This is a genomic window from Leptolyngbya sp. FACHB-261 (genome assembly GCF_014696065.1).
Lineage (GTDB): Bacteria > Cyanobacteriota > Cyanobacteriia > FACHB-261 > FACHB-261 > FACHB-261.
In genome coordinates this window covers 500,333-514,349 of sequence record NZ_JACJPL010000015.1, presented here as the reverse complement: position 1 = coordinate 514,349, position 14,017 = coordinate 500,333, and the positions used below count along the sequence as shown (strand labels likewise).

Annotated in this window: 11 protein-coding genes; 3 read left to right on the top strand and 8 right to left on the bottom strand. The window is 54.0% G+C overall.

Annotation, left to right across the window (positions count from 1 at the left end; all coding sequences use genetic code 11):
* Positions 1-233 precede the first annotated feature (233 nt).
* Positions 234-3,263 (bottom strand): phosphoenolpyruvate carboxylase, encoded by a 3,030-nt coding sequence (gene ppc / locus H6F94_RS08535; protein ID WP_190801775.1) that lies wholly within the window; start codon positions 3,261-3,263, stop codon positions 234-236.
* Positions 3,264-3,660: 397 nt separating this feature from the next.
* Entirely contained in the window at positions 3,661-3,876 is a 216-nt protein-coding gene (locus H6F94_RS08530; protein WP_190801774.1) for a hypothetical protein, read from the bottom strand.
* Positions 3,877-3,955: 79 nt separating this feature from the next.
* On the opposite strand from H6F94_RS08530, the gene H6F94_RS08525 reads away from it, so the two are divergent.
* Complete coding sequence (locus tag H6F94_RS08525) at positions 3,956-6,535, top strand: hypothetical protein (protein ID WP_190801773.1); 2,580 nt, start codon at positions 3,956-3,958, stop codon at positions 6,533-6,535.
* Between the two features lie 3 nt (positions 6,536-6,538).
* The gene (locus tag H6F94_RS08520) at positions 6,539-8,059 is read left to right on the top strand and encodes an MBOAT family O-acyltransferase (protein WP_242041047.1); all 1,521 of its coding nucleotides are present in this window, start codon (positions 6,539-6,541) and stop codon (positions 8,057-8,059) included.
* Between the two features lie 189 nt (positions 8,060-8,248).
* Here H6F94_RS08520 and H6F94_RS08515 read toward each other — a convergent pair whose 3' ends face one another.
* The 3 genes from H6F94_RS08515 to H6F94_RS08505 form a co-directional block, all read right to left on the bottom strand.
* A complete protein-coding gene (locus H6F94_RS08515) occupies positions 8,249-8,626 on the bottom strand; it encodes a hypothetical protein (RefSeq protein ID WP_199320271.1) in 378 nt (125 codons plus the stop codon).
* A gap of 93 nt (positions 8,627-8,719) precedes the next feature.
* Entirely contained in the window at positions 8,720-9,157 is a 438-nt protein-coding gene (locus H6F94_RS08510) for a hypothetical protein (protein WP_190801772.1), read from the bottom strand.
* 709 nt (positions 9,158-9,866) lie between these two features.
* On the bottom strand, positions 9,867-10,271 hold the full coding sequence (locus H6F94_RS08505) for a hypothetical protein (protein ID WP_190801771.1): 405 nt from the start codon (positions 10,269-10,271) through the stop codon (positions 9,867-9,869).
* 585 nt (positions 10,272-10,856) lie between these two features.
* On the opposite strand from H6F94_RS08505, the gene H6F94_RS08500 reads away from it, so the two are divergent.
* Entirely contained in the window at positions 10,857-11,102 is a 246-nt protein-coding gene (locus H6F94_RS08500; protein ID WP_190801770.1) for a hypothetical protein, read from the top strand.
* Between the two features lie 141 nt (positions 11,103-11,243).
* Here H6F94_RS08500 and H6F94_RS08495 read toward each other — a convergent pair whose 3' ends face one another.
* The 3 genes from H6F94_RS08495 to lpdA form a co-directional block, all read right to left on the bottom strand.
* The gene (locus H6F94_RS08495) at positions 11,244-11,573 is read right to left on the bottom strand and encodes a DUF5340 domain-containing protein (RefSeq protein ID WP_190801769.1); all 330 of its coding nucleotides are present in this window, start codon (positions 11,571-11,573) and stop codon (positions 11,244-11,246) included.
* A 19-nt stretch (positions 11,574-11,592) separates the two neighbouring features.
* Positions 11,593-12,501 (bottom strand): indole-3-glycerol phosphate synthase TrpC, encoded by a 909-nt coding sequence (gene trpC, locus H6F94_RS08490; protein ID WP_190801768.1) that lies wholly within the window; start codon positions 12,499-12,501, stop codon positions 11,593-11,595.
* An 84-nt stretch (positions 12,502-12,585) separates the two neighbouring features.
* Complete coding sequence (gene lpdA / locus H6F94_RS08485) at positions 12,586-14,001, bottom strand: dihydrolipoyl dehydrogenase (RefSeq protein ID WP_190801767.1); 1,416 nt, start codon at positions 13,999-14,001, stop codon at positions 12,586-12,588.
* Positions 14,002-14,017: the final 16 nt, after the last annotated feature.

The window sequence follows — 14,017 nt, the reverse complement described above, 5'->3', positions numbered from 1 at the left end:
CGAGTGCTAACGCAGCTCCAGGCTAGTTAGGCACGAGTTAAGTGCGAGCGTCGCCGAGAGACACTCGCACTTAGCTTTTATTTCTGCCCGTAATACCAACTCACTTTTTAATCGCTCCAGATTGACCCCTCCCAACCTCCCCTTAGCAAGGGGAGGAGCCGTAGGCGGTGAGGTTTTGATTTGTAGCTTTCATTTAGAGAATCGGCATAACACGCCTGTACACCTTCCGGTGCTCAGCCCGTATTGCGCATGCCAGCGGCGATGCCATTGATCGTTAATAGGGCACCGCGGAGCAACTCACTGCGAGAGTAGCGAGAGCGAATGACCCCAGTACCGCCAGGTGTGGTACCTCCTGTGCCTTTGTGCTGCCGCAGCCGCTTAAGCAGTGAGGCTTGCAGAAAGCCCAATGGCACAATCGAGCCGTTCCGGAGTTGCACCGAACGCTGGAGATCTGGATCTCCATCCAACAAGTGTTCATGCTCAGTAACAGTGCGGACGAGCTCGACGGTGCAGTGATATTCAGCCGCGATCTTTTCAAACAGAGTTTCCGCCATAGCTAGGTCCTCTGGCCGAGTCAACTCGCGCATGTAATGACGCGCAATTTGCAGGTCGGTTTTGGCCAGGGTCATTTCGACCTTGGAAATGACCATTTTGAAGAAGGGCCACTTGAAGTAGAAGTAGCGCAGGAGCTTCAGATGTTCCTCGGGCTCCAAATCGATAAATTCCTTGAGCGCTGTGCCGATGCCGTACCAGGCAGGCAACAGAAAGCGGCTCTGGGTCCAGCTAAATACCCAAGGAATCGCCCGCAAGCTAGCGAGATCTTTCTTGCCGCCGCGTCGGGCTGGACGCGAACTGATCTGGAGTTGCGAAATCTCTTCGATCGGTGTGACCTGGTGGAAGAACTCGACTAGGCCCGGATCTTCATAAATCAGATTGCGGTAGACCTCACGGGAGCGAGTTGCCAGCTCCTCCATGATTTCGTTCCAGGGCTGAATGTCATCGAAGCTAGTGCGCAGCAGACTGGCTTGAATGACAGCCGTAGTAACGGTCTCTAGGTTGTACAAGGCCAGTTCTGGTAGCGAATACTTCGAGGCCAACACCTCGCCCTGCTCGGTGATCTTGATCCGGCCGTTGATGCTGCGTCCCGGTTGAGCCAGAATCGCCTCATAAGCAGGACCGCCGCCCCGGCCCACTGAGCCACCGCGACCGTGGAAGATGCGCACTTGTACACCGTGTGCTTCTACTGTTTTCTGAAGGGCTTGCTGGGCTTTGTAGATCTCCCAATTGCTGCTGAGGAAGCCTGAGTCTTTGTTGCTGTCGGAATACCCCAGCATCACCTCCTGAATGTTGTTTTGACAGGTGACATAGCAGCGATACAGAGGCAGCTCCAGCAACTCAGTAACTACGGCTGGGGCCCGCTTGAGATCTTCTACCGTTTCAAACAGCGGCACGACCATCAAACTACCGGTGCAGGTGGCCGGATCATAAAGCCCAGCTTCTTTAGCTAGCAGCAATACCTCCAGCAGATCAGAAACCTGGTGGCTCATGCTGATCACATAGGTCTGACAGATCTCAGGACCAAACTCAATCTGGAGCTTGCGCACCATGCGCAAAGTTTCAATCGCCTCGCAGGTTCGCTCAGAAAAAGGCAACTCAGCGGGAACCAATGGCCGCCGGGTTTGTAGCTCGGTGGTCAACCAGATGATGCGCTCGTTTTCCGAGAGTTCATTGTAGTTTCGCGGCAAGATTTGCAGGTACTCAGCCACCTCTGCCCAAGCATCGGAATGGAAGCTGCTTTCCTGACGGATATCGAGATGGGCCAGGTTGAAACCGTAAATCTCGACCTGCCGGAGCAGTACCTCTAAATATGAGCAGGTGAGCCCTGTTTCCTGAAGATTGCGCTGAATCAGGTGCAAGTCGTTGAGGAAACTTGCCGCAGTTGGATAGTGATCGGTGTTGGGAAACTCTCTAGCGTCGTGGCCTTCCTTCAGCAAACGGTTCCGCTCTTGGGTACGTCGTAGCCGTTCTTGCACATACGCAAGCTTGAGCCGGTAGGGTTCCTGACGGAACTTGATGGCGTGCGCTTCATAAACATCTGGCATCGAGCGCTGGTCCTGCTCCAAAACTTCGAGCAGGTCCGGCATGACATCGCACCAGTGTAGCGACAGGCTGAGGAGGTTTGATAGGTGCTTGACCGACTGAATGTATCGCTCCAAAACCAAGTTGCGCTGGTAGCAGGCAGTCTGCCAGGTCACTTCCGGGGTTACGGAGGGGTTGCCATCGCGATCTGAGCCAACCCAAGAGCCGAACTTGCAGAAGTTATAGCTGGGTGGCTGCAGAGAGGGAAAGGTTTCAGCCAGGGAGCGCCGCAGTCGCTCGTAGAGTTTAGGCGCGGCATCGAACAGGACTTCCTGGAAGTAGTGCAGCGTAAAGTCCACCTCATCCAGTACCGTGGGTTTGAATTGGTGCAACTCGTCGGTGCGCCACCACAGACGAATTTCCTCGGTGAGCTGGCTGTGCAAGGACTCAATCTCCCAATCGCCTGCAGCAGCTTGTAGCGTGCCTTGCAAACCGGTTTGTGCCACCGGCTCAGGATCAAGACGGTCTAGATCCCGGAGAATGCCAGCGATGCTGCGTTGCTTACCGCGAATCGTGTGCCGCACGATTTCAGTAGGGTGAGCGGTAAAAACCAAGCGCACATCTAGATTGTCAATGAGGGTCTGGATGTGTTGAGGCGGCACATTGAGGCGGCGCAGCTCATTCAATAGCCAGCGGAAGGTGCCCTCACCGGAGCGAACCATCGGCTTGTGACCATCAGGTAGCAGGGCCTGCTCTAAACGGTGTTGCTCTCGACGGTAGAGCTGTTCCTGGCCTCGCTGCTCGTAGTGCTGTTCAACAATATTGATCAGCTGGAAATAGAGCGCAAAGGCCCGAGCAGCACGGATGGCTTCATTGAGGTCTAGTGCCTCCACGAGCGTGAGCACCTCAGCTTCGGGATACTGGGGAGCTTGGCCCTCGGGTGAGCACATCGAGCGTAACTGGCGCAGTAGATCCACCAATTGCTGCCCACATTCCTCGCGCAGGACTAGCTCTAGCAAGTCCTCGACCAGCATCAGCCGGTGACGCAACAGGGGGTCGGCAGTCACCAGAGGTGCGCTTGTCTCTTGATCTGGTGAGCGTTCGCGAAGCGAACCAGATGCTGATGATGTGCCAGACGGCCCATCCGGCTGCTCGTGACCTGGCGTCCGCAGCAGTGAACTCATAGTTGTCCTGACTGGTGCAAGCGTACCCCCCAATTCTAGGGGGTTGTACCAGCAAGACCGATGTTTGCCATGAGCAAAACTTGGTAGGTTAGGTAGCGCTTTATAAACTGCTCTACGGAAAGTTTGTAAAGTTTGACAACGTAGGTTCGATCTGTGGTTTCGATCGGCGGCGGCTCCCCTGTGCTCGTATCAACCCAATCTGTCCAATCTGTCAGACCAGCCTAGTGGCTGCAGCTCCGAATTGTAAATTCTAAAGATATAGAGCAAGCAACAGAACAACTAGTCAGTGAAGCTTAGGAGCCCTATCAGCAACCTTGTGCTTAGGGTTCCCCATCTACTTGGATGATTTGCCTCAAAAATCTGGCTAAGGTAGACAGCAGGATCGGTTAGCCTGTGGCTAGCCTTCGGGTGTGAGTGGCAAGTCTAGAATTGGCAAGCGTTCGCCTCGAAACAGCTCTTCGCTCTGTTTGCCTAAATCAATGAGGTTCGTCTGAATGCCTGTCGCCGCGACTAAACCCAGCAGCACAGGCCCAGTTGCCAGAGCAACCAGTAAGGTTGGCGGTTCACTCGCGTCAGTGCTTGGTGGATTAATGGGCAGCTCGTCAGTAGCCATGAGTCAAGACTCGCAACTTTTTAGCATTTTCACTCTAGCCAATCCAGTGTAAGCTTCTGGCGATTGGTAATAACGAGGTATGAGCCAGCTCCAGACCCCTCTTCAGCCGAAACTTGACCCTGTCGAGTCGCTTCGCCTAATTTCAGAACTGTTGACCGCAGAATTTGCCCCTGAGCAGATCCGAGTACGCAGTCGCTTGGTGCAGGGCTGGCTACAAATTTTGTGTGAGTCTGAAGCTGGGCCAGAGTCAGGACTGGTTTTGCCTCGCATCGGCGCCGTGCTCCGTGCCCAGGCCCTCCCCGGTGCTGTTGGTGTCGCCATTTATGGACAGCAGCACGGCGAGCCCCAGCCTCTATGGCAGCGCCGGTTTCGCCTACCCTCTGCCAGGGCTACCTCAGAACCAGTCAGGCCACTGGACGTCATTGAAATTGAATGGCTGCTGCAAACGAAGCTGGAGCCTCTGGGGCTACAAGTAGCACTACAGCAACAAGGGCAGCAATTACAGCTACTCTGCGTCTCCGCCCAGCCTTTTCCCCGGGAAGCGCTCGTCGAACCTCTGCTTCAAACTTTGCGAGTGGCGTACCGCCCCGACTTGCAATCGGCTCTGATTGGGCATCGAGTGTTAGGCGAAGCGGTCCCAAGCTGGCGCCTCAAGCTAGATGTGAGGCTACCCTCGGTTCTAGCTGAAGAGCTAGCGCATTGGGGGGATCTGCGCGCGCTGACGAGCCTAGTCAACCGGGCGCTACGACCCCTGGGTATGCGGGCCAATCTAGTCTTGCTCAACGCCTCACTGCATTTATCCTGTGAAGCGGTTTCAGGTCCTGTCTGCTCACAAGTGCAGGTGATGACTGTCCTGACACCACTACTGACGCAATTAGATCCTCAGGGCATTGAGCGGGTAGTAATTTACGGTCGCAGCGCCGAGAGTGAGCAACCGCTTTGGGTTGATTGCCTCAGTCTGCCCACAGCCTCGCCTGCTCCTTTGGAGTTGGCCCGCCAAGGTGATCTCGCAGCTCTCACAGTTTTGATTAATCAGGCGTTGAATCCTCGCCTGTCAGTGCAGCTTTCACTCCAAGGTATCCGGGCCACCTTGCAGCAACAGCTACCTCTGCTGCATGTAGTGTGCGAGTCGGTGGGCAAGGTACCGTCCCGTTCGCTGACGCAGCGAGTAGCAGATTTTGTTGAAGAGCTGAAGCTACCCGGCATCACTGGCATTCGTCTCTACGGTCGGGCTTTAGGGCAAGCGCGAGCGTCCTGGTCTTGGGGCAGGGACTTCGTTCAGGTCAGTGCTGAAACAGCTGCTGATCCGGCTGCACCAGAAGCGGCGATCGAAGATTGGGTGCGCTCCAGTGACCAACCGGTGGGTGGCCTGGACTGGCAAGATTTGGCAGAGGTTGGCTCGGAACTCAAGGCCCAGCTACATCAGCGCTCGCTGCCGCTGCTTCAGCGGTGGTTGAGTTGGCTATTGGTGCCCACTGATCCAGCGTTGGAACGCCAAACTCCTCAGCGTAGTTTGAAGTTGGCAGGTCTAGCGCTAGCCCTAGGTTTGGTGGCGACCTTTGCCCTCGATCAGAACCTGCGTCAACAGGTGGCAGAGCCTCCCCCGGCATCTCCCAATCCTCTGCCAAATCTCAGCGATTTGCCTCCTGCGTCGGATCTGAACAATCCTCAGCTCAACGCCAAGCTGGCTTTGTTCCGGCACCAACAGGCAACGGGTAAACAGTCCCCCGATGTCTTGATCGTGGGCAGTTCCCGAGCGTTGCGCGGCGTTGATCCAAGTGCTCTAGAACAGGGGTTGGCCCGCAACGGTTATCCCCAGGTTGAGGTCTTCAATTTCGGCGTCAATGGGGCGACTGCCAAAGTCGTTGAGTTGTTGATCACTCGCCTCTTGCCATCTGAGCAATTGCCCAAGTTGATTATTTTTGCTGATGGTGCGCGTGCCTTCAACAGTGGTCGTCGCGACTCAACTTTCGAGGCGATCCAGCAATCGCCAGGCTACGCTGAGTTGCTTGCTGAACCGGCTCCTACTTCAACTACTGCCCAATCAGCTCAATCAACTGGCAGTCCAACCCCACAGCAGCCAGACCCGCGCGACCAGATCAAGACTGGCTTAGTGCAGCTTTATAGCCAGTGGACGGCCGATCTAGCCATTTCTGCCGAACCAGAGGATTCTTCTAAAGTCCTGGCGTTTCCTAGTTTGGGCGATATTGATCCCAAAGGCTTCTTGCCCTGGTCGGGCCGGTTTAACCCAACCACCTACTTTCAAAACTACGCTCGCGTTTCGGGCCGCTACGACGGGGACTACGAGAACTTCAACTTGCAGGGGGAGCAGACGCAGGCTCTGCAATCTTTGGCTCGCTTCTCCCGTCAAAACAATATTCGCCTAGTCGTGGTCAACACGCCCTTGGACGCGGTCTATCTGGATGAAGCGCGGACGACTTACGAGCAGCAGTTTCGCAGTAGTATGACCCAGCTCGCTCGCGCCGAAGGGTTTCTCTTCCGGGACCTCAGCCTGCTCTGGCCGGGGCGTCATGACTATTTCTCTGACCCCAGCCATCTCAATCGCTATGGGGCCGCAGCGGTCTCCGAAGCACTAGTCACCGACCCACTGATTTCCTGGCCACAAGGGGCTGCTTCCCAACCTGCCCCAACACCTTAATCCATGTCTGATCTGGCTTTGAACTTCCTGTCTCCCCAATACGCCCTGTTTTTGGGTTTGGTGTCGCTACTCTACTGGCAGTTCAGGCCGATCGTTGCTCGCTTAAGTATTTTGTTGCTGGCCAGCCTACTTTTCTATGCCAGCTTTCAAGTGCGGTTTGTGCCGCTATTGCTGGCTTTGACCGGTCTGACTTTCTGGTTAGGGCAGCAGTTGGCAACTGACCCTCCAGCCCCGCCCTCTGCCGGAGAAGGGGAAGGCCTAACTCCAGTTCCAGAGGAGAATGTAGAAAGGGAGCAAGCAGGGAGCTGGCGACGGAGGCTAATCCTGCTGCTTGGTGTGGGAGCGCAAGTCCTATTGCTGCTGCTCTGCAAATACGCGCCGCTAGGGGCCGAGGGCAAGCTGATTATGCCGCTGGCGCTCAGCTTCTTTGCGTTTGAGTGCATTGCTTATCTAGTCGATGTTTACCGAGGTGCAGCCGCTAGCCAAACCTTCCTGCGCTTTGCTACTTACAAGCTATTTTTCCCCAAGCTGATCTCGGGTCCGATTACGCGCTATCAGACTTTTGCCGCTCAGTACCACGAAGGTCGTTCGCCAGGGGTATCGCGTTATGTCGATGGCCTGTGGTGGATTGCCTGCGGAGCGTTGAAAAAAGGTTTGGTGGCTGACCATCTGGGTCAACTCGTCGATCTCACCTTTGAGAATTTGGAGCGGGCAGGCAGTGGCGACCTGTGGCTAGCGCTGGTAGGCTACGCGTTTCAGGTCTATTTGGACTTCAGCGGCTACACCGATATGGCAAGGGGCAGCGCCCTGCTATTGGGATTTGAGCTGCCGCCAAATTTTGATTTTCCCTACTTAAGCACGAGCATTGCTGACTTCTGGCGGCGCTGGCACATTACCTTGGGTGACTGGCTGCGCCACTATGTCTATTTTCCGCTGGGGGGCTCACGTCGGGGGCTAGTGCGCACCTGCTTTAACCTGATGCTGGTGATGTTGGTGGCGGGGCTATGGCACGGCAACGGCGCGATTCAAGTCGATAACTGGGCTGAAAGTACGGCAGGGGGCTTTCTACTTTGGGGCGTCTTGCATGGGGGTGCTTTAGTGGCTCACCGGCTGACAGTGGCGCTCTCTGCGCAGGTAGCCTGGCTTGCGAGCTACTGGCAATCGCCCATCGGTCAGCTTTCCGGTTGGGGCCTCACACAAAGCCTCGTCTTGCTGGCCTGGATTCCCTTTCGCTTGCCCAATTTGGGCCGAACGGAACTGGTATTCACCCGCTTGTGGGGGCACAGCGCCGATGCTCAGTTTGCCCAGAAGGTTTACCAGGAAGCAATTGGCCTCAGTGGCGCTCAGATCTGGCTGCTATTGATAGCGATTGCTCTGGGGATGACACTGGTGGGAATGCTTAACCGTGGCGCTCAACGCCAGCTTAGTTGGCCTCTGCGTGCGTTTCTGGTGCCCCTATGTTTGTACGCGGTTTGGTTGCTACGTCCTGCCCAAGCCCTGCGCTACATCTACTTCGATTTCTAACTGATTGCTAGCTCTCTAGAGCTTTTCAAGTTTTCTAGCTTTGCCGGTTAGAAGTAAGAAAAAACATGTGGGACAACTGCACTTGTGCGTTCTGCACTCAGCAACAGTTGCCCCAATGTCTGCTCTCTTTGCCTACTAGCTCGTATTGGACCTAACCAGACTTGGATTAAGCTCAGTTGAGCTTAGCCTCTATCCTCGATAGTCGTCTGCTGGATCGCCATAGGGATCGTTGCTAGCCCGACGCACATTGCGGTTATGGTAGGGATCTTGATCGGCAGGGTCGCCGTAGGGGTCTTCGCTAGCGGGGCGAACATTGCCGTACTGGTCACCGTATTGGTTGTAAGACTCCTGATCGGCAGGGTCGCCATAGGGATCTTCGCTAGCCGGACGAACATTGCCGTACTGGTCACCGTATTGGTTGTAGGGATCTTGATCGGCAGGGTCGCCGTAGGGATCTTCACTAGCGGGGCGAACTCGACGATTATCGTTATCTTGGGGATCGTCTTGGTTGGGAAGGTTTGAGAAAACCGAGTCTGCTACCCGACGAAAAATGTCATCAATTGCCATTAGTTCAGTCCTTTTAGTTCGGCTTTTCTGCTTTTCTTTTTCTAAGGCAGAGCTATTGAGAAAGCTCTCAGGTTATCGGCTCAGCGCTAGCGATTATTGAGCTGGCGCTCCAACCACATCGGTCAAATCACGACCAGTGGATCGGTTGTTGTAACCCTCAAAATCTTCATAGGCTCGTGCTTCAGACTCAGGAACGCGGATACCGCCAGGTGGTGGTGTTACCCAGTGAGCACGGTTCTGGGCATCTCGATAGTAAACGCGACCATTTTTGGACAGATAATATTGCCCCTCTGGACCCTGACCTTGCGCGTTTTTTTGTCGGTTATAGAGATAGTAAAGGGCTGCTGCTCCAGCTAAAATCGCAACCTTTTGAGTTGTATTTAAACCCTTTTTAGCGCGTTGTTGAGGTGGAGCATTCGGTGCAGGAGCAACTTGCCCGCTTTGAGTGTCATCAACAGGGGGAGGAGGTGTTGAAGTGCTAGGACCACCGCAAGCAGCAAATAAGGGCATCGATAAGGATGCGCTCAGCATGAATGCTGTTGCACGTAAACTCTTTTTCTGTCCTATTTTATTAGAGGCTGGATGCTGGGTGCTCATCTGATTTTTCTGATACCTCCTTTTAATGCAACTGCTTGCTTCCCAACCGTGAGTTTGGCAATAGTTGATTGAGTTGATGTGATCGAGTTAGATGCAGCCTACTAACCAGTATTACTAGCCAACCTGACTTACTTCTTCCCCATCAACAATCTAACTGTCAGAACTACAACCGTCTAAACATTACCTGTAAAACTACAGGCTTACTTTTAATAGCTACAACATTACTAAGGCCAGTTAGGGAACCCATCCGACCTTAGGGAGAAGTTATTGCCTGCTTGATCTAGCCTTGTCTGTGCCGAAATGAATAGCCCAATTTTTAGCCTGAGCCCAAGCCCTACACTATTTCTGGGAAAGCGTAACGCCCGTTGAATGAGTTAGGCGGTCGGGTTGCAGAGAACAACAGAGCGACCCACATCGCTGAGAAGTGGCCAGCTTCAAGCGGCACGAGCAGACGGCTGACTTCGGGCTCTTTGAGGTTGCATTGCAGAACCAGTAGGGACCGGCACGCTGGCTTTGCAAGTGGGTGGCTTGGCGTGGTTGGCAATCACCAGCAGCAGTTTGGATTGGGGGCAAAAGTTGAGGCTATGGGTGATGTAGTCCTACACCAGGCGGGGTTGAACGGGAGATAGGGAGCAGGGAGTCATTAGGGGTTGGGAGAGAGGGGTTGGTGGTTAGGGGTATAGAAGCTGCGCAAATTAAGGTTGAGGTCGAGTTGGGCTTTACGTTGTTGCCACAGCCGCCGCAGATAGGCAACGGTATCGGTGGCGTAGGTGAAACGCTCAATTTCAGCTTTCAGCAGTTGACCGAGTTCTTGTAGAGCTTGATGGGTTGGGCAAGTGCGAATCGTTTGCACGCAAGCTTCTAGCCAGTGGATGAGATCGCGGTAACTAATGAATTGGCCACCCCGATCTTTGCGATGAACAAAAAGTACATTGGCCCACTGTTCAAAGCGCAAAATACAGTCTTGGGTAACGCCTAAATAAGTGGCGAGATAACTGAGGGAAATCTCGAATTGGCGCGGATTGATTCGTTGCAAAAGATGGCACATGGGGATGGGGAATTTTAGAAGAGAAAGAAGAGAGTTAGGGGCAATTGTTTATAGTTATGGCAGTGTTGCAGCGGGCAGGAAAACCCTGTCCCTACAGGATTCATTGTTGAAATCGAGGGGTCAAAATCCTGCGGTCGTGGGTAGGTGCAGGTTTTTTCCTGTCCCTACCGTGGATGCCGCCAAACAGTTAGCCACCCCGGTAGTTTGCCAATGCAAGTCGGGGTGGCTAGTCGGTGTTAAAATCACCTGTCAGCCGCCGGACTGCGTGATGTGCAGTTAGGGGGTTAGCTATCTAGAAGTTGTTCGAGCTTCTAGGTAGCGCTAAGTTTTTGAGGCGTTTTTTCAATAAGCAAACTGCTCCCTGCGCCAGTGACAAAAGACACACTACCAAAGGAGCAAAATCTATGCAATCCCTATGCTCAAAGATTCTTCTAAGTTGACACTCCTGCTTTGAAATCTCTGGCTTCTTGAAGCTTGGATTGCCAAACATCGTACGTCCTCACCTGTCTGGGTGAGCTACCTGGGGGAGGCAGAGGGCAACCTGATAACAGTACGTTGAGGACAAGCAAACAAGGAGCATGGGCAATGTTTCTACCCCTGGAGCAGCCTGAACCTCAAGGCAATCGCATCAACACATGGTTTCGCTCTCTATTGAAAAAACTAACCGTTAAGCTTGAGCCAGATATCTTCGTAGACTACGAACACTCTGACCCTTTGCTTAGGGCGCGAACACAACACAGCGTGTTTGTCAGACTGCTCACGCCCGAGCAACAGATTCAGTATCTGGAGCGTTGCTGGTCTCTCAGTCGCTATGACCTAGGACAGCAGTAGAACGGTATTGTTAGTAAGCTTATCTCCAGTAAACTGGCATACAATTTTTGCAGCCTAAAAGGCAGAGAATTGGCCCAATTAGCTTGAGCCATTCCGCCTTGCAGTCACTGCTAAACTCAGAACTTTTACATTAGACCTGGACTAAACTGAACCTGGCTTTTCGGGTAAAGCAATAGGTTCAGCCAACTCAGCAATCGGTGTCATGCTGCTAAGAGGGATCTCTGTGCCAATCGCTTTATTGGCTCCCATCGGGCTGTTCAAAGACCAGCGGTAATCTAGCTCCAAGCCGCGTTGCTGGCAAGTAGCTTCAATTTGTTTCTGCTGTGCCAGTGCCTTTCGCAGCGTAATGATCAGCTGCTGAATCTGCTCTCTTAAAGCAGAGTTGTCCTGCTCAGTAGCGGGCAGAGTCTGGCGTTCTAGAAGGCGCAGCAGCAACTCGTAGTGAATGTGCGACGGAATAGGAAGCGCCATTGAGGATCCAAGCAGGGACTCAAGCGAGATGGGTGGCAACGGGAGTAACCTCTAATAGAGCACGTACAGCCTGCTCTGGATCCGGCTGTTTGACTAGGGATTCCCCAATCAAGACAGCACGTGCGCCAGCACCAGCAACCAAAGCTAAGTCTGCAGGAGTGTGCAGACCAGACTCGCTTACCACAGTCACGCCCAACTGGTTAATCTGCTCTTGACGAGCGGCCAGCAAGCGTTGAGTGGTCCCCAAGTCTACTGTAAAGTCTTCCAAATTGCGATTATTGATACCAATCAGATGCACATCTGGTATTGCCAAGGCTCGATCCAGTTCTTCCAGTGTGTGCACCTCCACCAGAGCAGCCATGCCCAAGCCACGGGCAATCTTGACAAAGTAGGTCAAATCCTGATCCGACAAAATCGCCGCAATCAGCAGCACCGCATCAGCTCCGGCGGTTCGGGCCAGATACATCTGGTAGGGATAGATAATGAACTCCTTACACAGCAGGGGCAGTTCGACCTGCTGCCGGACTGCGCGTAGATTCTCAAAGCTGCCCTGAAAGAACTTCTGATCTGTCAGAACTGACAGACAGGCTGCTCCACCCCGCTCATAGGCCCGAGCAATAGCGACCGCATCAAAATCAGCCCGAATCACTCCCTTGCTGGGAGACGCCTTTTTGACCTCGGCAATCAGGCTGGGCTGCGTAGGGGGCTGTTGCAGAGCAGCTAAGAAATCACGGGGTGGAGCAGCTTGCAGAACTTGCCGTTTCAGGTCCAACAAGGACAGCCTCTCGCGCATCTGAGCTATCTCTAGCTCCTTGTGCCAGACAATCTCTTCAAGAATATTGCGAGGCTCAGCCTCGGGAGCAACGATTTTGTAACTCAGTTCTTGCACCGAGATAGATGGGTTCGGAGGCCGACGACGAATCTGCATAGGTTACGAAAATGGCTGCACAAAGAACGAGGCTGGAGGCAAAAGCTGGGTGGGCAACTAGTTAATTACCCCTGTTGATTACCACTAGTGGGCGAAGGCAGCTCGCTTGTAAGCTTCGTCCAGAGTTTCGGACAGAGTCGGGTGTGTGTGGACCAGTTGCGCTAACTCGTGGACACTAGCCCGCCGAGCAATCGCTGCTGACGCTTCGTGAATCATATCGGCTGCATGGAGACCCAAAATATGAACCCCTAGCACTTCGCCTGTATCTTTGCGATAGATCAGCTTTACCATGCCGTCTGTTTCGACTTCAGCGATCGCTTTAGAGTTGCCTTTGAAGTAGCCCCGAGCTGCTGCAACCTCAAATCCCTCAGCCTTGCCGAGTTCCTTGGCTTGGGGCTCGGTGATGCCCACAAAGCTAATTTCTGGGTGGGTAAAGGCTGCGGCTGGGATGCTGTGATAGTCCACTTCTTTGTCACGGCCACAGATGGTTTCCACAACGGCAATGCCCTGAGCGGAGGCCGCATGGGCCAGCATCATCTTGCCAGTGGCGTCACCAATTGCCCATAAGTGAGGAACAACTGTGTCGTTGGCCAACACCCGCAACAGGTGATCTACCTGAATAAAGCCGCGTCGGTCTGTTTGCGCTCCCACGCTTTCCAAACCAATGTCTTTGGTTACAGGCACACGTCCCGTTGCCACCAAGCAGGCATCTACTTCTAGGACTTCGCCATCCGAAAGCTCGATCACAACTGGAGTTCCGGGTGTGACTTTTTTCGCCAGCACGCCGACCTTGATTTCAATATCGCGGGGCTCAATCAGAACTCGCTTAGCCAAACGAGCAATATCCGGGTCGAAGCCTGGCATCAGTTGGTCCAGGGCCTCGATCATCGTGACCTCGCAGCCCAGGGCCGTATAGACATCGGAGAATTCCAGACCGATGTAGCCCGAGCCGATAATGGCAATCCAATCCGGCAGCCAGCTCAGTTTCAGTCCGTCATCACTGGTAAACACTGTCTTGCCATCTACCTCAATGCCCGGCGGCACAAATGGCACCGACCCTGTTGACAGCAACACATCCCGAGCGGTGTAGGTCTTGGTGCCCGACTCGCTCTGAACCGCTACTTGTTGCTTACCTGCTAGACGGCCCCAGCCCCGCAAAATATCAACGCCCAACCGTTGCAAACTGTTGGTGAGGTCACCCCGGATTTTGCTGACAACGCCTTCAGCATGACCAGCAATGGCGTCCCGGTCAAAGCTAACCCCATCCACCTGAATTCCCAGGTGGCTCAGATGTTCGCTGTTGCGAAACTCTCGTACCCGTCCGGACGCAGCCAGCAGGGCCTTGGAGGGAATGCAGCCCCGGTTGACGCAGGTTCCTCCCATTAGGTCAGCTTCGACGATGGCGGTCTTGAGGCCATTGGCAACTGCATGCAGTGCTGCACCGTGGCCGCCGACACCAGCGCCCACAATCACCAAGTCATAATCAAATTGCTCGCTCACCAGCCTCGCTCCGGTT

Coding starts and splice junctions, on each gene's coding strand:
- ppc (WP_190801775.1), bottom strand. CDS start 3,263: ATGAGTTCACTGCTGCGGACGCCAGGTCACGAGCAGCCGGATGGGCCG.
- H6F94_RS08500 (WP_190801770.1), top strand. CDS start 10,857: ATGTTTCTACCCCTGGAGCAGCCTGAACCTCAAGGCAATCGCATCAAC.
- H6F94_RS08520 (WP_242041047.1), top strand. CDS start 6,539: ATGTCTGATCTGGCTTTGAACTTCCTGTCTCCCCAATACGCCCTGTTT.
- H6F94_RS08525 (WP_190801773.1), top strand. CDS start 3,956: ATGAGCCAGCTCCAGACCCCTCTTCAGCCGAAACTTGACCCTGTCGAG.
- H6F94_RS08495 (WP_190801769.1), bottom strand. CDS start 11,573: ATGGCGCTTCCTATTCCGTCGCACATTCACTACGAGTTGCTGCTGCGC.
- H6F94_RS08505 (WP_190801771.1), bottom strand. CDS start 10,271: ATGTGCCATCTTTTGCAACGAATCAATCCGCGCCAATTCGAGATTTCC.
- H6F94_RS08515 (WP_199320271.1), bottom strand. CDS start 8,626: ATGGCAATTGATGACATTTTTCGTCGGGTAGCAGACTCGGTTTTCTCA.
- H6F94_RS08530 (WP_190801774.1), bottom strand. CDS start 3,876: ATGGCTACTGACGAGCTGCCCATTAATCCACCAAGCACTGACGCGAGT.
- H6F94_RS08510 (WP_190801772.1), bottom strand. CDS start 9,157: ATGCTGAGCGCATCCTTATCGATGCCCTTATTTGCTGCTTGCGGTGGT.
- trpC (WP_190801768.1), bottom strand. CDS start 12,501: ATGCAGATTCGTCGTCGGCCTCCGAACCCATCTATCTCGGTGCAAGAA.